Origin of the sequence: Nocardioides sp. NPDC057772, from assembly GCF_042798075.1 — a bacterium.
Lineage (GTDB): Bacteria > Actinomycetota > Actinomycetes > Propionibacteriales > Nocardioidaceae > Nocardioides.
The window spans coordinates 19,754-41,000 of sequence record NZ_JBHVKN010000027.1 but is presented as its reverse complement, the minus strand read 5'-3'; the positions used below and the strand labels follow the sequence as shown (position 1 = coordinate 41,000).

General features: G+C 70.3%; 20 protein-coding genes. 9 read left to right on the top strand and 11 right to left on the bottom strand.

Translation table 11 applies throughout. The features are described 5' to 3' along the window. Window positions 1–124 precede the first annotated feature (124 nt). The gene (locus ACFVJS_RS07520; protein WP_378878301.1) at window positions 125–1,564 is read right to left on the bottom strand and encodes an MFS transporter; all 1,440 of its coding nucleotides are present in this window, start codon (window positions 1,562–1,564) and stop codon (window positions 125–127) included. A gap of 174 nt (window positions 1,565–1,738) precedes the next feature. Between ACFVJS_RS07520 and ACFVJS_RS07515 the strand changes: the two genes are divergently transcribed. Both ACFVJS_RS07515 and ACFVJS_RS07510 read left to right on the top strand, forming a co-directional pair. Continuing rightward, the gene (locus ACFVJS_RS07515) at window positions 1,739–2,290 is read left to right on the top strand and encodes a TetR/AcrR family transcriptional regulator (protein ID WP_328528693.1); all 552 of its coding nucleotides are present in this window, start codon (window positions 1,739–1,741) and stop codon (window positions 2,288–2,290) included. Between the two features lie 24 nt (window positions 2,291–2,314). Next, entirely contained in the window at window positions 2,315–2,854 is a 540-nt protein-coding gene (locus tag ACFVJS_RS07510) for a general stress protein (protein WP_378878300.1), read from the top strand. A 23-nt stretch (window positions 2,855–2,877) separates the two neighbouring features. On the opposite strand, the gene ACFVJS_RS07505 is transcribed toward ACFVJS_RS07510, so the two are convergent. Together ACFVJS_RS07505 and ACFVJS_RS07500 are read right to left on the bottom strand one after the other, a co-directional pair. Then, window positions 2,878–4,230, bottom strand: coding sequence for a glycoside hydrolase domain-containing protein (locus ACFVJS_RS07505; RefSeq protein WP_378878299.1), 1,353 nt, complete (start codon window positions 4,228–4,230; stop codon window positions 2,878–2,880). Between the two features lie 95 nt (window positions 4,231–4,325). After that, window positions 4,326–5,717 (bottom strand): sulfatase-like hydrolase/transferase, encoded by a 1,392-nt coding sequence (locus ACFVJS_RS07500; protein WP_378878298.1) that lies wholly within the window; start codon window positions 5,715–5,717, stop codon window positions 4,326–4,328. Between the two features lie 192 nt (window positions 5,718–5,909). Here ACFVJS_RS07500 and ACFVJS_RS07495 point away from each other — a divergent pair, with 192 nt between their 5' ends. Together ACFVJS_RS07495 and purL are read left to right on the top strand one after the other, a co-directional pair. Beyond that, entirely contained in the window at window positions 5,910–6,554 is a 645-nt protein-coding gene (locus ACFVJS_RS07495) for a hypothetical protein (protein ID WP_378878297.1), read from the top strand. A gap of 55 nt (window positions 6,555–6,609) precedes the next feature. Beyond that, window positions 6,610–8,898, top strand: coding sequence for a phosphoribosylformylglycinamidine synthase subunit PurL (purL, locus tag ACFVJS_RS07490; protein WP_378878296.1), 2,289 nt, complete (start codon window positions 6,610–6,612; stop codon window positions 8,896–8,898). Here the strand turns inward: purL and ACFVJS_RS07485 are convergent. Then, window positions 8,805–9,572, bottom strand: a complete 768-nt coding sequence (locus ACFVJS_RS07485) for a DUF2306 domain-containing protein (protein ID WP_378878295.1) — start codon at window positions 9,570–9,572, stop codon at window positions 8,805–8,807. The genes purL and ACFVJS_RS07485 overlap by 94 nt on opposite strands. A gap of 103 nt (window positions 9,573–9,675) precedes the next feature. Here ACFVJS_RS07485 and ACFVJS_RS07480 point away from each other — a divergent pair, with 103 nt between their 5' ends. Continuing rightward, window positions 9,676–10,410, top strand: a complete 735-nt coding sequence (locus tag ACFVJS_RS07480; RefSeq protein ID WP_378878294.1) for a TetR/AcrR family transcriptional regulator — start codon at window positions 9,676–9,678, stop codon at window positions 10,408–10,410. Window positions 10,411–10,430: 20 nt separating this feature from the next. Next, a complete protein-coding gene (locus ACFVJS_RS07475) occupies window positions 10,431–11,459 on the top strand; it encodes a CAP domain-containing protein (protein WP_378878293.1) in 1,029 nt (342 codons plus the stop codon). A 4-nt stretch (window positions 11,460–11,463) separates the two neighbouring features. Here ACFVJS_RS07475 and ACFVJS_RS07470 read toward each other — a convergent pair whose 3' ends face one another. Genes ACFVJS_RS07470 through ACFVJS_RS07460 form a run of 3 tightly spaced genes read right to left on the bottom strand, consistent with a single transcriptional unit; the run spans window position 11,464 to window position 14,836 of the window. Beyond that, entirely contained in the window at window positions 11,464–12,966 is a 1,503-nt protein-coding gene (locus ACFVJS_RS07470; RefSeq protein ID WP_378878292.1) for a DHA2 family efflux MFS transporter permease subunit, read from the bottom strand. 56 nt (window positions 12,967–13,022) lie between these two features. Continuing rightward, a complete protein-coding gene (locus ACFVJS_RS07465; RefSeq protein WP_378878291.1) occupies window positions 13,023–13,829 on the bottom strand; it encodes an ABC transporter permease in 807 nt (268 codons plus the stop codon). Then, window positions 13,826–14,836, bottom strand: a complete 1,011-nt coding sequence (locus ACFVJS_RS07460; RefSeq protein ID WP_378878290.1) for an ATP-binding cassette domain-containing protein — start codon at window positions 14,834–14,836, stop codon at window positions 13,826–13,828. Before ACFVJS_RS07460 ends, ACFVJS_RS07465 begins: the two co-directional genes overlap by 4 nt. A gap of 212 nt (window positions 14,837–15,048) precedes the next feature. Between ACFVJS_RS07460 and ACFVJS_RS07455 the strand changes: the two genes are divergently transcribed. Continuing rightward, window positions 15,049–16,014 carry a helix-turn-helix transcriptional regulator gene (locus ACFVJS_RS07455; RefSeq protein WP_378878289.1) on the top strand — a complete coding sequence of 322 codons (966 nt, stop codon included), beginning with the start codon at window positions 15,049–15,051 and terminating at the stop codon, window positions 16,012–16,014. Here ACFVJS_RS07455 and ACFVJS_RS07450 read toward each other — a convergent pair. The 3 genes from ACFVJS_RS07450 to ACFVJS_RS07440 are packed head-to-tail and all read right to left on the bottom strand — an operon-like array spanning window position 15,985 to window position 17,656. Continuing rightward, on the bottom strand, window positions 15,985–16,545 hold the full coding sequence (locus ACFVJS_RS07450; protein WP_378878288.1) for a GNAT family N-acetyltransferase: 561 nt from the start codon (window positions 16,543–16,545) through the stop codon (window positions 15,985–15,987). The genes ACFVJS_RS07455 and ACFVJS_RS07450 overlap by 30 nt on opposite strands. A gap of 42 nt (window positions 16,546–16,587) precedes the next feature. Next, window positions 16,588–17,337 (bottom strand): serine hydrolase, encoded by a 750-nt coding sequence (locus ACFVJS_RS07445; protein WP_378878287.1) that lies wholly within the window; start codon window positions 17,335–17,337, stop codon window positions 16,588–16,590. A gap of 10 nt (window positions 17,338–17,347) precedes the next feature. Beyond that, entirely contained in the window at window positions 17,348–17,656 is a 309-nt protein-coding gene (locus ACFVJS_RS07440) for a hypothetical protein (RefSeq protein ID WP_378878286.1), read from the bottom strand. Window positions 17,657–17,718: 62 nt separating this feature from the next. Here ACFVJS_RS07440 and ACFVJS_RS07435 point away from each other — a divergent pair, with 62 nt between their 5' ends. Further along, the gene (locus ACFVJS_RS07435) at window positions 17,719–18,075 is read left to right on the top strand and encodes a sterol carrier family protein (protein ID WP_378878285.1); all 357 of its coding nucleotides are present in this window, start codon (window positions 17,719–17,721) and stop codon (window positions 18,073–18,075) included. 9 nt (window positions 18,076–18,084) lie between these two features. Further along, window positions 18,085–19,440, top strand: a complete 1,356-nt coding sequence (locus ACFVJS_RS07430) for a dipeptidase (protein WP_378878284.1) — start codon at window positions 18,085–18,087, stop codon at window positions 19,438–19,440. On the opposite strand, the gene ACFVJS_RS07425 is transcribed toward ACFVJS_RS07430, so the two are convergent. Next, window positions 19,437–21,245: an ATP-binding protein gene (locus ACFVJS_RS07425; RefSeq protein WP_378878283.1), complete on the bottom strand. Its 1,809-nt coding sequence runs from the start codon at window positions 21,243–21,245 to the stop codon at window positions 19,437–19,439. The two genes, ACFVJS_RS07430 and ACFVJS_RS07425, sit on opposite strands and share 4 nt — an antisense overlap. Window positions 21,246–21,247 lie beyond the last annotated feature (2 nt).

Sequence of the window (21,247 nt, the reverse complement as noted above, 5' to 3'; positions counted from 1 at the left end):
CGACGCCGGCGCAGAGGGCGCGTCCGGCGCCTCTGAAAGTGATACCCCCCATGGTTCACGGGATAGCACCGGCAGGCACCCCGCGCCATAGCCCGAGCTACTCATACCGCGGGTCATCCGTGCCTCAGTCGACCTCGACCGCGGCTTGCCCGGCGGCGTACGCACGCGCGCCGGAGGGGCGCCGCAGCACCACGCTCAGCGAGGCGATGATGCCGAGTCCACCGAGGATCGCGGCGGCGTAGAAGGCCTCGCGCATCCCCGGCACGACCTCGCCGGGAGTGCCGTTGGCGACGTAGACCGAGGCGATCACGGCCAGACCGATCGAGCCGCCGAGCTGCTGCATCGTCTGCACCAGGCCCGAGGCCGAGCCGGCGTGGGCCGCGTCGACACCCTCCAGGCCGAGAGCCGTGGTGGAGGTGAAGACGAGGGAGGCGAAGGCGCCGTTGAGGAGGAACGGGGCCAGGACGGCGCCGGCGTACGTGCTCGTCTCCGACAGCGTGCTCAGCCACAGGAACGACACCGTCAGGCCGGCGGCGCCCAGCACCAGCACCCGCGACATCCCGATCCGCGACGCGATGCGAGGCGCGATCCGGGACATCGCGAAGATCATCAGGGTGAGCGGCAGGAACGCCAGCCCGGAGGCGAGCGGCCCCATGCCGAGCACGCCCTGCAGGTAGATCACGGTCAGGTAGAAGGTCGCGAACTGCGCCCCGACCAGCCCGACCGCGGCGATGAAGGCAGCCACGCGGCGGTGGCTGTTGAAGAGGTGGAGCTGCAGCAGCGGGTGGGCGACCCGTCGCTCGGTGAGCACGAGGGCGACCAGCAGGAGCAGGCCGACCGCGATGCCGCCGATGGTGCGCGCCGAGGTCCAGCCGTGCTCCGGGGCGCCGATCAGCGACCAGACGATCGCGGCCGCACCACCGGTGGCGGTCACGGCTCCCACGATGTCGAAGCGTCCCGGTCGCCGGGCGGTCTCGGAGACGAGGCGGCCCACGAGGGCGAGCACGACGAGCCCGATGGGTACGTTGATGAACAGCGTCCAGCGCCACGACGCGATGTCGGTCAGGATGCCGCCGAGGATCAGCCCGATCGAGGCGCCGCTGGAGGAGACGGCCGCGAAGAGCGCGATCGCGCGTGCTCGGCCGGCCTCGTCCTTCGCGGACGTGGTCAGCAGCGCGAGAACCTGGGGCGCGGCGATCGCGGCCCCGAAGCCCTGCAGAGCGCGCGCGACGACCAGCAGGTCGTCGGTCGGCGCGAGGCCGCCGGCGAGGGAGAAGAGGGTGAAGACGGACAGCCCGGCCACGAACGTACGTCGCCGGCCGAAGACGTCGCCGAGGCGGCCGCCGAGCAGCAGCAGGCCGCCGAAGGCGAGGGTGTAGCCGTTGAGGACCCAGGTGAGTGCCGCCGGCGTGAACTGGAGGTCGTCGGCGATCCGGGGGAGCGCGACGTTCACGACCGCCGAGTCGAGCACGATCATCAGCTGGGCGACCAGGACCAGGGCGATCCCGGCGCCGGCGGCCTTGGTGGCCGCGGGTGGCGTGGGTGGTGCCACGGTGGATGTCATTCGAGAGCTCCTGTTGGAGACGGAAAAGGAGTACAGTGAAGCGGAGAAAGTCTCCGCTTGTCTAGGACACTACCGGAGAGTGTCTCCGTTTAGCAATGCATTTAGATGGGCGGGCGGTGGCTGCTGTTAACTTGAGGCCCCGCAGTGCAGCGGGGAGCCACCGAGGAGGTCCTGATGAGAGCCGACGCGCAACGCAACCGCGAACGGCTGATCGAGGTCGCCCATGCGGTCTTCAAGGAGCGCGGTCTCGACGCGCCCCTGGACGAGGTCGCCCGGCGGGCGGGCGTCGGTCCCGGCACCCTCTACCGCCACTTCCCGACGCGCGAGGCGCTCCACGAGGCGATCATGGCGACCTGGATCGAGGAGGTCTCCGCTCACGTCGAGAAGGCGATGGCGACCGAGGGCGGGTGCCGCGAGAAGCTGCTCGCCTGGTTCGAGGAGTACGTCGCGCTGCTGACCCGTCACCAGGGCGCCGCCGCCAAGATCACGGCCTCCCTGGGCTGCCAGGACTCGCCGCTGCGCACCAAGTGCCAGACCTACGCCGACGCCAACGAGAGTGTCCTCGCGGAGATGGCCGAGCACGGCGTGCTGCGCGAGGGCGTCGACAACCTCGACGTCTGCCGTCTCCTCGGCGGCGTCGCGACCATGGCCGACCAGTCCTCGCTCGATGCCAAGGACGTACGTCCCATGCTCGACGTCATTGCGAACGGCGTCCTCAAATCCTGACCTGCCCTAGGGCAGACTGGGCGTATGTCCTTCCCCTCGCCGGTCGGCGGCCCGCAGAGTCCGCTGAAGCTGGAGTTCCCCCAGTCGCTCGCGACCTATGACGACTACGCGGCCGCGCAGAAGTCGGTCGACTTCCTCTCCGACAAGGAGTTCCCGGTCGAGAACTGCATGATCGTCGGCACCGAGCTGAAGCAGATCGAGCGGATCACCGGCCGCCTCACCTGGAGCAAGGTCGCGCTGGCCGGCGTGCTCTCCGGCGCCTGGCTCGGTGTCTTCGTCGGCCTGATCATGTCGCTCTTCGGTGGCGAGAACTTCCTGTTCATCCTGCTCTCGACGGTGCTCCTCGGCGTCGTCTTCGGCCTCATCTGGTCGCTGATCGGCTACGCCGCCACCCGTGGCACCCGCGACTTCTCGAGCGTCAAGATGATCGTCCCGACCAAGTACGAGGTCTTGGTCGAGCACAAGGTCGCCGCCCGCGCCCGCGAGCTCCTCGCCGACCTGCCCGGCGCCCTCCCCAACCCCTTCTCCTTTGGTTTTGTCATGCGAAGCGTGGCCCTTTGGTAACTTTGAGCTTCACGACCTCGGACTCAGCGGCCGTGGGCCAGGTCGTACCAGGTCACCTCGGTGGCCATCCCGGTCGCGGTGCGACCGAGGCGCTTCTGGTAGGCGACGAGGGCGACCTGGGTGTTCCAGTCCATGACGCCGGTGATCTTCGGACGCTCGGGCGCGGAGGTGGCGCTGAGGGCGCGCTGGAGGTCGCGGACGCTCTCGCCGGCGGAGCCACGCTTGAGGAGCGGTCGGCTGTTGGCGGCCCACAGCGTCTTCCAGGCGCCCTGGGTCCAGGTCTTGCGCACCGCCAGGCCGTGCGCGCGCTGCCAGGCGTTGACGGAGCTCACCAGCCCCGCGTCGTACGTCCCGTCGATGGGGCCCTTGAAGCCACCGCGCTCGCGGAGGATGCACTCGAGGGCCTTGGTGTAGATCGGCGAGGGGGTGTAGGAGCTGGTGCGCGGCCTCAGGGCGGGATAGCTGGTGAAGCTGACCGGCACGCCGCCGCAATGTGTCACCGGCCGCGCGTAGGAGCCTCGGCCGAGGTCGACGAAGTTGGAGTCGATCTCGATCGTGGTGCCGCCGTGGGTCTCCTTGTGGGGTCCGCGGTACTGCTTGACGCGGCGGTGCGGGTTCCACGGGGTGTCGGGGATGTAGCGGGTCGAGGTGCCGGGGCGGCCGTCCCAGTCGGCGATCCACAGGTCCGCGGGGTAGACGAAGCCGCGCGGCTGGGCGTGCCAGACGGCGTACATCGCCTTGATCCCGGAGGACGCGCTCGAGTACATGGCCGGTCGGTAGCCGAGCGCCTTGATCCGGTGGCTCCAGGCCGAGACGAACCACATCGCCGACTCCCGGCAGCGCTTGTTGCCGATGTCGAAGCCTTCGAGGTCGTAGAACATCGTGCTGCCGGCGGCGATGCCGTAGCGCTTGGCAGCCTCGACGGTGGCGTTGGCCTGGTTGACGCCCTGGCGCTTGGCCGTGGCGTACTGGTTGGTCGAGTTGGCGCTGATCCGCGGGTCGTCGCGGTAGCGCGGGAAGTGCGGGTTGCAGGATGCCTGCGGCCCGAGCGTGATCGGCAGCAGCCGCCACCCGCGGGCCTGCTGGGTGCGCACCCAGGTCGCACTCAGGTTGGTCTGGTTGCGGCAGCCGCGCGAGTTACCGGCGATGTAGATGCCGACGGCGCCGAAGTTGGAGTGTTTCCACCAGCGGTCCATCGCCGTCTGCGACGGCGCCTGGCACTGGTCGAAGCCGTAGCCGGTGAAGTTGCCCGGTGTGACCGGGTTCGCGGCGGCCGCAGGGCTGGGAACGGCCAGCCCCGCGACCCCGACGACGCCGGAGATCAAGCCGGCGCCGAGAGCCCGTCTGACGTACGTGAACCTGGTGAATTCCCCCATGATTTCGTCACGGTAGTCACAACTGTCACTCAGTTACCAGTGGACTCGCGCAGACGGCCGCCTTTGGTTGATCTGACATCCGAGCTCCGGTCGTCTCAGGAGTACGGCAGCAGCGTCTCGTCGATCTTCTCCCAGGCCGCCCGCAGCTCCGCCAGGTCCTCGGGTCGTCTCCGGGCCAGATCGGCCTGCTCGCGTACGTCCTGGCTGAGGTCGTAGAGGTGGTCGACGCCGTCGAGCCTCAGGTACTTGAGCGAGCCGCGGCGCAGCGCCCGCTGGCCCCGCATCCGCCAGAAGAGGTCCTGGGTCTCGCGCGGCCGGCCACCGAAGAGGAACGGGACCAGGCTGGTGCCGTCCAGCGGGTAGTCCTCCGCCGGGGTCGCGCCGGCGAGCTCCAGGAACGTCGCGGTCCAGTCGGTCGTCACCGCCGGCTCGTCGCTGACCTGGCGGCCGGGCAGGGTGCCGGGCCAGCTCAGGATGGTGGGCACCCGGATGCCGCCCTCGTTGAGCCCGGACTTCGCGCCGGTGAAGGGCCACACGTTGGAGAACCGCTCGCCACCGTTGTCGCTGGCGAAGAAGACGACGGTGTCGCGGAGCTGTCCGGTGCGCTCGAGGGCCTTGATGACCTGGCCGATCGACTGGTCCAGGTCCTCGACCATGGTCTTGTACGTGGCCAGCGAGCCGCCGTCGTCGTGGAAGAGGACACCCTTCTCGCCGCTCTCGATCCGGGCGGTCAGCTCATCGCTCACCGCCTTGTCCTCGGGTCCCTCCCAGGGCCAGTGCGGGGTGGTGAAGTTGAGGTTCAGGAGCCACGGTGCGTCGTGGTCGCGCTCGATGAAGCTGACCGCCTTCTCGGTCACGATCTCGGTGTAGTAGCGGAGGTCCTCGACCTCCACCTCGTCCTCGTAGAGGTCGTGGTCGCCGTTGTGGTTGACCTTCGAGAAGTAGTCGAGACCACCCGAGAAGTTGCCGAAGAACTCGTCCCAGCCGACCCGGGTCGGGCTGTACCAGGGCAGATAGCCGCAGTGCCACTTGCCGAACAGTGCCGTCCGGTAGCCCTGGTCCTTGAGCAGCGAGGCCAGGGTGGGGTGGTCGACCGGGATGCCGTGCAGCTCGTTGGGGGAGCTGATCGGCTCCGGCAGGCCGCCGGCGAGGCGACCGGGGTAGCGCCCGGTGTAGAGGCCGAAGCGGGTGGGGGAGCAGACCGAGGAGGCCGAGTACGCATCGGTGAACCGCACACCGGAGGCCGCGAGCCGGTCCAGGTGGGGCGTCTGGATGTCCGGGGAGCCGTAGGCGGACAGGTCGGCCCAGCCGAGGTCGTCGCCCAGGATGACCAGGAGGTTGGGCTTGCGCTTGGGCCGATCCACCTTCCGGGCCTTGAACGGCTCCTCGGTGGCGGCATTGGCCGGGGTGGCGAGACCGGTGGCGGCGATCGCGCCTGCCCCGGTGGCCAGGAGGCTGCGTCGGCTGAGCGTGCTGGGGGAGGACACTGTAGGGCCTTTCTTTAGTGAAAAACTACAAATAGAAGACTAAAGGGCTGCCTGTCCGCGGGGTGGGGATCTCGGCCGGCGGACGCATCGGGACCTTGGTCCTCGCCCAGATGGGCCCTAACCAAACCCGGTTGGCGGCGTTACCTTGGTAAAGACTTCGGTAAAGGACTGCTCGCAAGGGGGTGCGTGCCTGTGCAACGACGACGTGACCGGGTGACGCCGGTCCTCTTCGCGATCACCGTTCTGCTCGCGCTGGCGGTCGCTGGGATCATCCATGTCGCCCACGGCGGTGAGGTGGCCGCGCCGTTCGCGGCGGCCGACCCGGTCAGCTCGACCACGAAGCGGGTCAACACGCCCTATGTCTGCTGGGACGGCAACGGCTCCGGCTCGCTGACCCGGTGCCCGGACCCGCGCGGCGAGGACGGCATGAAGTGGGTCTTTCCCGGTTACGGCGATGCCGCCCGGAGCGGCGAGTGCATTCACGGCGACACCGGCCCGCGCGACCTGTTCGTCGAGTGCTCGATGTCCTGGCGCGGCGGCCAGGTCTACCTCCACTACGCCTACTGGAGCGAGTGGCGGACCGGCCGGCGGAAGTACGCGGCGGCCGGCTCCACCCCGCGGATCGAGCAGCGCTCCGACGGTGCCATGTCGCTCTTTTGGCGCCCGCGCCGGCTGCCCACCCCGCACGGAGAGGCCTCCTGGATCACCGCCGAGATGGTGGAGGGCCATGGCTGGAGCGTGGCGGCGTACGCCGGCGACGGCGAGGTCGCCCGGCAGGCGCTCGAGGAGTTCGGTGAGATCCGCGACCTGCGGGAGTGGCGCGGGCTGCCCAGATGATCAGCGCCTGCTGACGACTCGGGGGATTGGGCACTTCTGACGTAGATTTCTGCCCGTGACCGAGACTTCGTCCGCTGCCGTTGCGTCCGATCTTCCGCTCCTGGACACCGTGCACCACGCTGCCGGTGACCCCGACCGCGAGCAGCCCTGGGCCGAGCTCGGCCTGAAGGAGGACGAGTACGCCGAGATCAAGCGCATCCTCGGCCGCCGCCCGACCGGTGCGGAGCTGGCGATGTACTCGGTGATGTGGTCCGAGCACTGCTCCTACAAGTCCTCCAAGGTCCACCTCAAGCAGTTCGGCGAGATCCCGCAGGAGACCCCGGCCGGCAAGATGCTCGCCGGCATCGGCGAGAACGCGGGCGTGCTCGACGTCGGCCAGGGATACGCGGTGACCTTCAAGGTCGAGTCCCACAACCACCCCTCCTACGTCGAGCCCCACCAGGGCGCCGCGACCGGCGTCGGTGGCATCGTCCGCGACATCCTCGCGATGGGCGCGCGGCCGGTCGCCGTCATGGACCCGCTCCGGTTCGGCCCGCTGGCCGAGGAGGACACCCACCGGGTGCTGCCCGGGATCGTGTCCGGCATCGGCCACTACGGCAACTGCCTGGGCCTGCCCAACATCGGCGGTGAGGCCGTCTTCGACGCCTCCTACCTCGGCAACCCGCTGGTCAACGCGCTCTGCGTCGGCGTGCTCCGCCACGAGGACCTCCACCTCGCCAAGGCGTCCGGCGCCGGCAACCTGGTGATCATGTACGGCGCGCGCACCGGCGGCGACGGCATCGGCGGCGCCTCCATCCTGGCGAGCGTCGAGTTCGACGAGGACGGCCCCGCGAAGCGGCCCAGCGTGCAGGTCGGCGACCCGTTCATGGAGAAGCTGCTGATCGAGTGCACCCTCGAGCTCTTCGCCGCCGGCATCGTCCGCGGCATCCAGGACTTCGGCGCGGCCGGCATCTCGTGTGCCACCTCCGAGCTCGCCGCCGCCGGTGACGGCGGCATGCACGTACACCTCGAGCGCGTGCCGCTGCGTGACTCGACGCTCGCTCCGGAGGAGATCCTGATGAGCGAGTCGCAGGAGCGGATGATGGCGGTCATCGCGCCCGAGGACGAGGCGACCTTCATGGACATCTGCGCCAAGTGGGACGTCGAGGCGGCCGTCATCGGCACCGTGACCGGCGAGGGCCGGCTGCGCGTCGACTGGCACGGCGAGACCATCGTCGACGTCGACCCGACCACCGTGGCCCACGACGGCCCGGTCTACGAGCGCCCCTACGCCCGCCCGTCGTGGCAGGACGCTCTGCAGGCCGACGTCGCCGAGAAGCTCCCGCGTGCGACCTCCGCCGAGGAGATCCGCGAGACCATCCTGAAGCTGGTCGCCTCGGAGAACCTGTGCGACAAGTCCTGGATCACCGAGCAGTACGACCGCTACGTCCGCGGCAACACCGTCCTCTCCCAGCCCTCCGACGGCGGCATGATCCGCGTCGACGAGTCGACCAACCTCGGTGTCGCGCTCGCCACCGACGCCAACGGCCGCTTCGCCAAGCTGGACCCCTACGCCGGTGCCCAGCTGGCACTGTCGGAGTCCTACCGCAACGTCGCCTCCGTCGGCGCCAAGCCGCTGGCCATCTCCGACTGCCTCAACTTCGGCTCCCCCGAGGACCCCGACGTGATGTGGCAGTTCGCCGAGGCCACCCGTGGCCTGAAGGACGCCTGCCTCGAGCTCGGCATCCCGGTCACCGGCGGCAACGTCTCCCTCTACAACCAGACCGGCGACGTCGCCATCCACCCCACCCCGGTGGTTGCGACGCTCGGTGTGATCGAGGACGTCACCACGCGTACGCCGTCGCAGTTCCAGGCCGCCGACGAGGTCGTCGTGCTGCTCGGCGAGACCCACGAGGAGCTCTCCGGCACGGAGTGGGCCCACGTCGTGCACGGTCACCTCGGTGGTCTGCCGCCGAAGGTGAACCTGGCGGCCGAGAAGGCGCTGGCCGAGCTGCTGCTCGAGGCGCGCTTCGTGACCTCCGCCCACGACCTCTCCGACGGTGGCCTGATGCAGGCGCTGGCCGAGCCGGCGATGTCGTCGGGCATCGGCGTCTCGGTGACCCTGGCCGGCGACCCGTTCGTGGCGCTCTTCTCGGAGTCGGTCGCCCGCGCGATCGTCACCGTGAAGGCCGACGACGTCGAGCGGCTGACCTCGCTGGCCGAGCGCCACGGCGTCGCGGCGACGAAGCTCGGTGTCACCGGTGGGTCGACCTACGAGGTTGCCTTCGACGGCGGCAGCGTCGAGATCCCGCTCGAGGAGCTCACCGGTGTCTGGCGCTCGACGCTGCGGGACGCGCTGGCCTGACCGGCGCGCTCGGTGCGCCGGCGCGGCTTGCGGTGGATGATCCACTCGGCGATCAGCAGGTTCACCACCCAGCTGACCCACGCCGAGGCCGCGGCGGCACTGGCGAGGGTGGGGTCCTCGGTGCCGATGTCGGCACCGGTCATGACCTCCGGCACGAAGATCAGGATCATCACCATGCCCCAGAAGCGGTTGGCGACGATCGAGAACGCCATCGCGTAGCTGCGGTACATCCACTCACGATGGTCCCTGAAGCGCCGCTGCCGGGCGGCTCGGTAGCCGAGCACGGTGAACAGCAGGAACAGCACCGCGAGGAACGTGTTGCCCACCTGCTGTGACGGTCCCGCCGCGGGGAACTGGCTGGTGACCAGCGCCGCCACGCCCGTCGGGATCGCGGTGACGACATAGGTGCGGCCGGTCCAGCGGTGCACCCTCGGGTGGTTGCTGCGCAGCCACGGCCACAGCTGGAGTACGCCGCAGCAGAGCATGACCGAACCGAAGAAGATGTGCGTCACCAGGGCGGGGTAGAAGGCCGGCCCCCGGTCGGTGGGGACGAGCGACTGCGACGGGTCCAGCCCGACGTATCGCGGCAATGCGGTCACCAGGAAGATCACCGTCGCGGCGGCCAGCGGGAAGACCCACCATTGGCGCGCCAGAGGTCGTGGGGATGTGCTCATGGGTCGTCCGATCTAATAGCGTATGGCATTAACTGTTTATAGATTACGCAGATTGGTCGGGCGGTCAACCGCTTTCGGGAAGGAGCAGGGCATGATGGACGCGATGAGTTCTGACCTGATCCCTCGCCTGTGGGGCAAGCCTCCGGCCGGCCGGCGCGGCCCCAAGCCGGCGCTGAGCCTCGCCCAGATCGTCGAGGCCGCCTACGACATCGCCGACGAGCAGGGCCTGGCCGCCGTCTCGATGAGCCGGGTCGCGGAGGCGGTGGGCTGCTCGCCGATGGCGCTCTACCGGCACGTGAAGAACAAGGACGAGCTCCTCATCCTGCTCGCCGACCGGCTCTGTGCCGACCTGCCCGCGCCCGACCGCGACCTGGGCTGGCGCGAGGGCCTGGCGGCCTGGATGCGCGCCCAGGTCGACCTCGCCGTGCGCAAGCCGTGGTTCCTGGACCTGCCGGTCGCCACTGCGCTCCCCGGACCGAACCGCCTGGCCTGGATCGACCTGGGCTTCTACTACCTGCGCGAGGTGGCGCTGCCTGCCGAGGAGAAGCTGGCGATCGTCGGGATCATCGCGCAGTACGCCCTGGGTGAGGCGAAGATCGAGGTCGAGGCAGCGCTCTCCGACCAGGAGAACGCCTACGCCTCCTTCGAGCAGATGCTCGTGACGTACGCGGATCCGGAGCGTTTCCCGAACCTGATGGCCTCGATGGCCACCTGGCAGCCTGCCGCGCCCGGCGCGGCGTCGGACTCGGACGACCCGTCCGCGTTCGGGCAGAGTCTGCTGATGGCCGGGATCGCGGCCCACATCGAGCGCCATGTCGAGGGCGGCGCCCGAGAGTAAAGGTCGATACCCTGGCGGGGATGTTCCCCCACATGCATCGCCTCGCGTCCTGTGTCCTCGCTCTGATGCTGGCGGCCGTCGCGCTGCTCGTCGGCGCCGCTCCGGCCTCCGCGGGGGAGGGTGGTTCGATCAAGCGGCTGGCCAACGCGGCGCGTGCCGAGGCCGGCCTGGACCCGCTCACGCGCGACTCCGCGCTCGACGAGCTGGCGCGGAGATGGGCCTACGAGATCGCCGCCGACGGAGAGCTCTCCCACAACCCCGACCTCGCCGAGCAGGTGCCCGAGGGGTGGCAGGGTGTCGGGGAGAACGTCGCCATGGGCTACCCGACCGGCGCCGAGATGCACCGGGGCTGGATGAACTCCGACGGCCACCGGGCCAACATCCTGGGCGACTACACCCACATCGGGATCGCGTTCGTCGTGGTCGACGGCACCAGCTGGGGCGTCCAGGTCTTCGCGAAGTACCCGCCCGGCGTCCGCCCGACAGCGGAGCCGAAGGCTGCCGCGCCGGCGCCGACCGCTCCCGCCTCGACCAAGGCGCCGACCCCACGCCAGACCTCGAAGCCGAAGGAGTCGGCGACGGCATCGCCGACCCCGTCGCGTACGCCGTCGGGGTCGGCATCGCCGTCGACATCGCCCTCGGAGTCGCCGTCGGCGTCCGCGTCGGAGTCGCCCTCGGCTCTGGCGGGGGACTCGGAGACGGCAGGCCCGGTGACCTTCACCGACGCCTCGGAGTCGCCGAGCCCGGCCTCGAGCGGTCTGTTCGGTATCGGGTACGTCGAGATGGCGGTCGCCGTGCTCGGGCTGTCCGGTCTCGGGCTGCTCATCGCCTTCCTGCTGGCCCGGCGCTGGCGTCGCGAACGGCACCGTCGCGTTCTGGAGGCCTATCCGGCCCGGCACGTCCGCCCGGTCGGGCCCTACCCGGGTGGTGGCCCGGTTCACCGTGCCCCGGTCCACCGTGGCCCGGTCCCTCCTGTCCGGCCGCACCCCGGCCCGGGCTATGGTCCGGGCCGTCCCTACCCCTATCCCGGCGACGGCCGCCCGTGGTAGACGCTCAGTCGACGACCGCCGCGGCCACCGGCTGACGCCCGTCGGCAGGAGCCGGTCGCGCCGACGGCGTACGCCGGAAGGCGATGACCGCGATGACGGCTGAGGTCGCCATCATCGTGACCGGGAGCCAGAACGCGACCTGCAGAGCCTCGGCGGCCAGCGGAGCGACAGCGGCGAGCTCGGCCGGCGGGACGGAGCTGAGTGCCCCGACGCCGTCGTCGCCGAGCCCGGGGAGGCGGGAGGAGAGCGCGGCGGCGAGGAGCACGGAGACGCCGGCGGTGCACAGCGCGGTGGCGACCTGGTTCATCACGTTGATCATCGTCGATCCGGCCGGGATGGCGCTGTCCTCGAGGTAGCGGGTGGCGATGGTCATCGTCGGCAGCAGCACGAACCCTGCCCCCGCGGTCGCGATCGCCTGGGTCGCGACGATCGCGGCCATGGACGCGTCGGCGCTCAGCTGGAGCGCCAGGGCGCCGAAGCCCAGGGTGGCGACCACGATGCCGGAGCCGATCACCGGCAGCGGCGGGAAGCGGTCGATGAGGCGGCCGGAGATCTGGATCATGATGCCGGCCGCGATGCCGGCGGGAGCCATCAGCAGGCCCGCGGTGGTCGCGGACTCGCCGCGAACGACCTGCCAGTAGAGGGGCACCAGGATCATCGAGCCGAAGTAGCCGCCGGCGAAGCAGACCAGCAGGGCTGCGCTACCCCCGGTCAGGCGCCGGCTGAGGAGCCGGATGTCCAGGAGAGGGGCCGCGGCGCGGAGCGCGTGCCGGACGAAGAGCGCCACCAGGACGATCCCGGCCCCGATCGGGACCAGCACCTCAGGGGCGAACAACGTGCCCTCGGCGAACGAGGTGCCCAGGACGAGGAGCGCCATCGCGGGCGGGAGCAGGAGCAGGCCGCGTACGTCCAGGCGGGCGCTCGGGCCGGCCTCCAGACGCGGCAGGTTGCGCAGCCCGAGGATGACGCCGAGGACGCCGAGCGGCAGGTTGATGAGGAACATCCACCGCCACGACATGGTGTCGAGCAGCCAGCCGCCGAGCACCGGCCCGAAGACCGGGCCGACCAGCACCGGCAGCCCCATCAGAGCCATCAGCCGGCCGCGCTCCTCGGGCGGCGCCGAGCGCAGCGTCAGGGTCATCGCAGCCGGCATCACGAAGCCGCCACCGAGCCCCTGCAGCACCCGGAAAGCGATCAGCGACTCCACGTTCCAGGAGGCCGCGACGAGGCCGGAGCCGACCGTGAAGACGCCGATGGCGGTCAGGAAGACCTGGCGGGCGCCGAACCGGCTGATCGCCCACGCGGCGGCCGGGATGACCGTCGCGAGGGCGAGCGTGTAGCCGGTGGCGACCCACTGGATCACGGGTAGCGAAGCGCCCGTCTCCTGGGAGAGACGGGCGATCGCTACCGCGACGATCGTGATGTCGATCGGGATCATCACCGTGCCGGCGATGACGGTGAGCACGATCGTCGTCGGGCTCGGGGAGGTGCGGGATCCGGATGTCATGCGTCCAGTGTGGAAGCTAAAGTGAACTTGAGGTCAAGGAGTTTCGACCCGACCGTTCAGCTCGACCGCTCCATGGTCCGTACGCCGACGAGCACCCCGGCCACGGCGACGACTGCTGCGGCGATGAAGCCGCCGGCGACGACATCGGCCGGGAACTCACCGGCGAAGAGTGCCCGCTCCGCCTCCACGACGTACGTCATCGGGTTGATGTCGCTGAGGAACTTCAGCCACCCGGGAGCGCCGTCGAGCGGGAGGAGGACGCCGGAGAGGAGCAGCAGCGGGAAGATCAGCATCTGCTGCACCGTCCAGAAGATCCAGTCCTGCTCCTTCGCGGCGGTGGCCAGGGCGAAGCTGAACGCGCCCAGCCCGATCGCGAAGAGCGAGACGATGACGGCGCCGACCAGGACCCCACCGAGGTGGAGGTCGAAGCTGAACGGTGTCACCACGACGAGGATGACCGCGGCCTGGAACAGGACCGGCACGACCTCCTTCAAGGCCCGTCCGACCAACAGGGACGGCCGTGACAGGGGCGAGACCAGAAGCCGCTCGTGGGACCCGGAGCGGATCTCCGCGGTCAGGTCGGCGCCGGTCATCGAGGAGCCCATCAGCGCCGTCATGACGACGATGCCGGGCACGAACCACTGCAGTGCGCTGCCGTTCTCGACAGCGGGCAGGAGCGGCGCGAAGAGGCCCAGGAAGACCAGGGGCTGCACCATGGCGAAGAGCATGGAGGCGGGCTGGCGCAGCTTGGGTGTGAGCTCGCGGAGCAGCACGGTCCAGGTGTCGGCGAGGAACCCGGTCGGCTTGCTCAGCGGCTGGGTCGTGCGGCGGACCTGGGTGGCGGGGACGGTGAGGGTGGTCATGCTGCTGCTCCTTCGGTCTGGGTGGTGGAGTCGGCCGACTCGCGCAGGCTGCGGCCGGTGAGGTCGAGGAAGACGTCATCGAGGGTGGGGCTGTGGACCTCCATCCGGATCGCCGGCGTGCCGTGGGCGGCCAGGTCGATGGCCAGTGCCGGAGCACTGTCGGCGCCGCGCGGGGTGCGGATCGAGACCTGGGTGCCGGCGCGCTCGATCAGGCTCGGGCCGGACAGCGCCGACTCGGCCCGGGCGGCGGCGGACGTGGCGTCGGCCTCGGTGCCGAAGCCGAGCAGGACCAGGTCGCCGAGCCGCTCCTTGAGTCGCGCGGCGGTGTCGTCCGCGATCACCACGCCGTGGTCGACGACGATGACCCGCCCGGCGAGCGCGTCCGCCTCCTCGAGGTAGTGGGTGGTGAGCACGATCGTGGTGCCGTCCTCGTGGAGCCGGCGGATCTGCTCCTGCAGGTTGGCGCGGTTCTGCGGGTCGAGGCCGGTCGACGGCTCGTCGAGGAACAGCACCTCCGGGTGGTTGAGCAGCCCGATGGCGATGTCGAGGCGCCGCCGCTGGCCGCCGCTGAGCGTCTGGACCGGGCGGTCGGCGTACTCCTGCAGGTCGAAGGCGGCGAGCAGCTCGTCGATGCGGGCCTTCGCTGCCGCCCGGGAGATGCCGTGGGCGCGCGCCTGGGACATCAGCTCGTCGCGGCCGCGCTGCACGAACGCGGCGGCGTTGCCCTGGCCGACGTAGCCGATCGAGCGCCGGACCGCCGCGCGGGAGCGTACGACGTCGTGGCCGGCGACCTCGGCGGTGCCGGAGGTGGGCGGGATGAGAGTGGTCAGCATCCGCAGGGTCGTCGACTTCCCGGCTCCGTTGGGGCCGAGGAAGGCGACGAGCTCGCCCTGACGGATCTCGAGGTCGAGCCCGCGTACGGCCTCGACGGTCTTCTTTCCGCGGGTGAAATGCCTGGTCAGGGCCTGGGTGCGGATCACCGGTCGCTGGTTGGTGTGGTTCGTCATGCCTTCAGCCTCTGACCTCATCCGGCCAGTTTCTGTCCGCTTTTGAAAATTTTTTGCGTGATTCGGTTTAGAAGCCCGGCGAGTGGGTAAGAGGGAGATAGCGCGACGACGGTCGGCTCGAGGAGGGGGCGAGCCGACCGTCGCGCGATCTCGGGCTGGTTCTCCGGGAATCAGGTCACGACCTGGCCGCAATGACGCCTAGAGTTGACGGCATGAGCACGAGCGCCCGGATGCTGCAGCTGCTCTCGCTGCTGCAGACACATCGCTTCTGGCCCGGCACGGAGCTGTCCGTACGCCTCGAGGTCAGCGAGCGTACGCTGCGCCGCGACATCGAGCGGCTGCGCGATCTCGGCTACGACGTCGATGCCACCCGCGGGGTGGCCGGCGGTTACCAGCTCCGGGCCGGCAACGCGCTGCCGCCGTTGCTGCTCGACGACGAGGAGGCCGTCGCGATCGCGGTCGGGCTGCGCACCGCCGCGGCCGGTCTGGTCGCCGGGATGGGAGACACCTCCGCCCAGGCGCTGGGGAAGGTGGTCGCGCTGATGCCGCCGCGGCTACGTCGGCGGATGGACGCGGTCGCCTCGCAGACCGACTCGCTGCCGTGGGGCGGCCGGGTGCCGCTGGACGCCGGCGTGCTCGGCGTCCTGGCCCAGGCCTGCCGCGACGACGAGGCGCTCACCTTCACCTATCAGGCGCCCGAGGCCGAGCCGACGCAGCGCCGCGTCGAGCCCCACCGGCTGGTCACGATCGGCAACCGTTGGTACCTCCTCGCCTACGACCGGGTCCGCCACGACTGGCGCTCCTTCCGGGTCGACCGGATCAGCGACCCGACGACCACCGGCCAGATCTTCCGTCCGCGGGAGATCCCTGGCGGCGACGCCGCGAGCTATGTGCAGGCGGGGATCCGCTCCCGGGCGGCGGTCTACGACATCTGTGTCCTGATCCACGTCGAGCCCGACGTGGTCGCGCGGCGGGTGGGTCGCTGGGGTCAGGTCGAGGCCGCCGAGGGCGGCTGCCGGCTGCGGATGCAGGCCGACGACCTGGGCTGGCCGATGATGATCCTCGCCGGGGTCGAGGCCGACTTCAGGGTCGAGCAGCCGGCCGAGCTGGCCGAGCTGGTCAGGCAGGCGGGGGAGCGTTTCGTCCGCTCAGGCTCCGGAAGCGGCGGAGCGCCCTAGCCACTCCTCGCGCAGCAGCCCGTAGACCACCAGGTCCCGGCGCTCGCCCGGGTAGGCCTGCGCTCCGCGCAGGGTGCCCTCGTGGGTGAACCCGAGCCGCTCGGCGACCGCGCGACTGCGCTTGTTCATGACCGAGGTGTCGATGATCGCCCGGGCGATGTCGTACTCGTTGAAGAGCGTGTCGAGCAGCGCCGAGACGGCCCGGGTGACCAGGCCGCGACCCTCGTAGGCCTCGCCCAGCCAGTAGCCGATCGTCGCGGACTTCTCGTAGAGGTTGATCCGCGCGGTCGTGGCGCCGGCGACCTGGCCGTCCTGCCGGATCACGCACGGGATCGCCTCACCCTTGACCCACTGGGTGAGCAGGTAGGTGCCGAAGCTGGAGATGCTGATCATGGACTGGTCGCCGTGCGCCCACGGCTCCCACTCGCGCAGGTGCTCGAGGTTGGCGTTGATGAGCTGGTGGACGGCGAAGTCGGTCGATCGGTCGCGCAGGACCATCTCTGCGCCGTTCCCGAGGTCGATGCTGAACAACTGTTCTCCTACTGAGCCGGACCGGAACCTGGATCCTAGGGTCTAGCCGCCCTGCAACGCATCCAGGAGCAGCGTGCCGTAGGCACGCATCTGGCCCAGCACCGGGACGACCTCTCCCTCGAAGCGGCAGATGACCGCGTACGCCGCCCGCCGGCCACCGACGTCGAGGAGCCCGACCTCGGCGCGGACGCCGTCGTCGGTGCCGGTCTTGCTCCACACCCGCAGGTCCTGGCCGGGATCGGTGTGCGCCAGCGGGTCCAGGCCGAAGGCCGAAGACACCATCGACAGGTCGGTGGACGGCGCCAGCCAGGACATGACCGTGGGATGCGGCGTACGGAAGTAGGAGACCCAGTCGGCGGCGCAGCCGATGGAGAGCATCGGCGGGTCCGCCGGCGTCCGTACGTCCCGGACCGAGTCGTTCAGCATCGACCCGCCCGCGGCGAGCCGAGCGGCGACCGCCTGGACCGGGGCGAGACCGACGTGGTCGAGGAGCACGTTGGTGGCCAGGTTGTCCGAGACCGCGCCGACCAGGCGGGCGCAGTCGTTCATGGTCAGCTCCGGTGCGTCCAGGTACTGCCACAGCCCGCTGTCGGCCACCGGCACGACACTGTCCTTGCGCAGCATCAGCTGCCCGAGGGACGGGTCGTCGTCGAGCAGCTCGGCCAGGTGGTGCAGCAGGAAGACCTTCCCGACGCTGGCGGTGGGCAGGAGCAGATCCGGGGCGGACTCGACGAGGGTCTCACCGGAGCCGGTGTCGACCGCGAGGATCGACCAGTCCGTCCGTGAACTCATGGACCCGAGACTAGACAGAAGAAGCCGACTGGTCTTCGCGCAGCTCGCCCACGACCTGGATCTTCTGCCAGATCTTGCCGGAGAGATCGACGGTGAGACCCTCGACGGTGCTGACGGTGCAGACGGTGTCCAGCACGACGTTGTCCTGGGAGTCCTCGGCACACAGCGCGGCGGTCTGCCGACGAGGCTGAGCAGCTCCGAGCAGCTCGATCAGATCCTCCTTCACCAGACCGCGGGCGGGGAAGCGTGCCGCGATCCGGCCGTGCAGCGTCTCGGCGGTCCTCAGGGCCATCTCCGACTCGAGTCTCTCCAGTCCCACGTCACGGAGCGTAGTGCTCGCTCGCCGACCTGATGGGCAACTGCCGCAGATAGGGTGGCGACGTGCCAGCCCGACTCAAGCCCGCGGCCGCTGCCGACGTGGCCGAGGCTCTCGGTCGCGTACGCGCCGAGGAGCCCGCCAAGGCCGACCTGCGGCTCCTCACCAAGCACTATCTCGCCCTCCTCGAGCAGCGCGCGCCGGGGAAGAGCGTGGAGGTGCGGGTCCCGCCGTACGCCGCGGTGCAGTGCATCGAAGGGGTCAGGCACACGCGCGGCACCCCGCCGGCGGTGATCGAGACCGACGCGGCCACCTGGATCGCCCTCGCCAGCGGCGCGATGACCTGGTCCGATGCCGTCGACCAGGCCCGGGTCCGGGCCTCCGGAGAACGCACCGACCTGTCGCCTTATCTCCCCTTGTAATCTCACCCTATGACCCTCTCCACCGAAGACATCAAGACCCGTGTAGACGAGCTCTTCCCGGGGATCCGCAAGGACCTCGAGGACCTGGTGCGGATCGAGTCCGTGAGCGCCGATCCCGAGCGCCTGAGCGAGGTGGAGAAGAGCGCGGAGAAGACCCGCGACCTCTTCGCGGCCGAGGGCTTCGAGGTGGAGATCGTGCGCGCCTTCGACGGCGCCCCGCCGGCGATCGTCGGTGAGAAGAAGGGCCCCGAGGGTGCCCCGACGGTCCTGCTCTACGCCCACCACGACGTCCAGCCCGAGAACGACCACGCCGACTGGGACACCCCGCCGTTCGAGCCGACCGAGGTGGGCGACCGCCTCTACGGGCGCGGCGCGGCCGACGACAAGGCCGGCATCGCCGCCCACATCGGCGCCATCCGTGCTCTCGGCGACGACCTGCCGGTCACCGTGCGCCTCTTCATCGAGGGCGAGGAGGAGGTGGCGTCGGCCACCCTGCCGGAGCTGCTCGGCAAGTACCAGGACAAGCTGAAGGCCGACGTCATCGTCATCGCCGACTCCGGCAACTGGGACATCGGCGTCCCGGCGCTGACCACGTCGCTGCGCGGCCTCATCCGCGTCGACGTCGAGCTCCGCACCCTGGGCCACGCGGTCCACTCCGGGATGTGGGGCGGTCTGGCCCCCGACGCGATCATGGCTCTCGTACGCCTCCTCAACACCCTCTGGGACGAGGACGGCGCTCCGGCGGTCGAGGGGCTCGTCTCCGGCCCGGCGGCCGACGTCGAATACCCCGAGGAGCGGCTCCGTGCCGAGTCCGGGGCCATCGCCGGCCTGCAGTGGGTGGGCAAGGGCAGCGCGGTCGAGCGGATGTGGACGCAGCCGGCGATCACGATCACCGGTCTGGACGCCCCCAAGGTCGACGGCGCCTCGAACACGCTGTCCCCGAGCGCGCGTGCCAAGGTCACCATCCGGATCGCGCCGGGAGACACCGGCGAGAACGCCGTCGCCGCCCTCACCAAGCACCTGGAGAAGCACGTCCCGTGGGGCGCCGAGCTGACCACCAAGGTCGTCGACACCGGTGAGCCGATCGCCCTGGACGCGACCGGTCCGGCCTACGACGCGGCCCGTGCCGCCTTCACCGAGGCCTGGGACGGCACCGCACCGATCGACATGGGCGTGGGCGGCTCGATCCCGTTCATCGCGGAGTTCCTCGAGGCGTTCCCGCAGGCCAGCGTGCTGGTCACCGGTGTCGAGGACCCCGACACGCGTGCCCACGGCGCGAACGAGGGTCTCCACCTCGCCGAGTTCCGCCGGGTCGTCGTCGCCGAGGCGCTGCTGCTCCAGAAGCTGGGCGCGTCCCAGCCCTAGGACACGCCAGGCAGCGTCAGCGCCACCCGGGTGCCCTCACCGGGGCGGGAGTCGAGCTCGACCAACCCGTGGTGGCGGCTGGTGATCTGGTCGACCAGCGTCAGTCCGAGCCCAGCTCCGCGCGAACCGCCGAGCGCGGAGTTGGAGCCTCGGTAGAACGGCTTGTAGACCTCGGACTGCTCCTCGTAGGCGATGCCGACACCAGCGTCGGCGACGATGATGGTGACCTCGCTGCCGGCGCTGTAGAGCATCACCTGCACCCGTGATCCGCGGTAGCTGTAGGTCAGCGCGTTCTTCACCAGGTGGAGGAAGGCGGCCCGCAGCTCGCGCGGGTCACCGACGACGTACGCAGGACCGGTCGGCGTCGTCAGGACGCACTCGATGTCCTTCTGGGCGGCGTCGGGATCGAGCTCGTCGAGCACGTCGTCGAGCATCTCGGAGACCTCGATCGTGGTCTCTCCAGGGGCGTTGGCTGGGTCGCGGATCCGAGAGAGCAGCAGCAGGTCGCTGACGATGCCCTCGATCTGGGCGCTGCGTACGGTGAGCGTCTCCACCTGCACGATCCACGGCAGGGTGTTGGGCTGCTCCTCGCTCAAGGCGTTCAGCGAGGTGCCGAGCGCGTTGACCGGGATGCGGAGCTCGCGGGCGACGGCCTCGATCAGCTGGTTGCGTTCGCGGTCGGCGTCGGCGAGCTGTTGGGCGAGGTCGCGCTCTTTGGTGTAGGCGTTGGCGGTGAGCACGATGCGGCCGAAGTCGCGTCCCAGCTCCATCGCGAGCCGGCCCTCGGCATCGGTCCAGGTGGGCCGTCCGGGGGAGCGGAGCAGGACGATGTGGCCGAGCCACTCGTGGTCGGCGCCGACCGGCACGACCAGAGCGCTCTCCGCCCCGAGGGTCTCGAAGAACCTGTCGACGACCGGAGCCTGCTCGTTCCACTCCGCGGAGTCGGCGATCCGGTCGCGGCACAGGATGGAGTAGGTGCCCTCGGCCCAGTAGCGAGACGTGTTCCTCGACGTGAGCGCGGCCAGGCCGGGGTCGGGCTCCCAGTTGAGGCCCGGGGTCGCGTGCACGACCATCGCTCGTCGAGGCCCCTTGGTCGCCATCCAGATCCCGTCGGCGCCCAGGCCTCGGATCAGCGCGTCATGGCTGGCGTCGATCACGTCGGCGAGGCTGAGCTTGGAGCTCGCGTCGCGCAGGAACTCCTTGGCGGTCTCCAGGTTCGCGGCGCGCTCGTAGAGACGCTCGCGCTCGAGGTAGCCGAGCACGACCCGCCGGGCACGCTTCGCGAACCGGTTGAGCACCCGGCGCTGCGTGAAGTCGGGCCGGCGGCCGCTGACCGGCATGTCGATCGAGAGGCAGCCCTGGAGGGAGCCGTCGTCACCGTAGATCGGCGCGAGCAGCATGTCGTGGGGGTGCCAGGCGTCCGGGGCGTCGATCATGTTGGTGGTGGAGACCCAGCTGCCCTCGTGAAGGTTCACCCGCTCATGGGGGATGAACCGCCAGGCGCCCCAGTTCTCGCCCCGGGAGAGGTTGATCTGCACCTCCGAGAGCGGCCATCGGGCGCCGAGGACCTCCTCGGCGGTCTCCCGCCGCCCGTGCGCGGCGTTCAGGCCGCTGGTGAAGCCGTGGATCGCGACCATCTCGACCTCGTCGCCGCGGACCACGTTGATCGCGGCGATCCCGAACCCGAGCAGCTCGCAGATGCCTTCGGCGATCATCTGCAGAGCTGGGTCGACCACCGGCAGCGACGTCCTGCTCGGCGTGCTCGGCTGCACGTCGAGGGCATCGACTGACTGTGGTGGGGGCATCC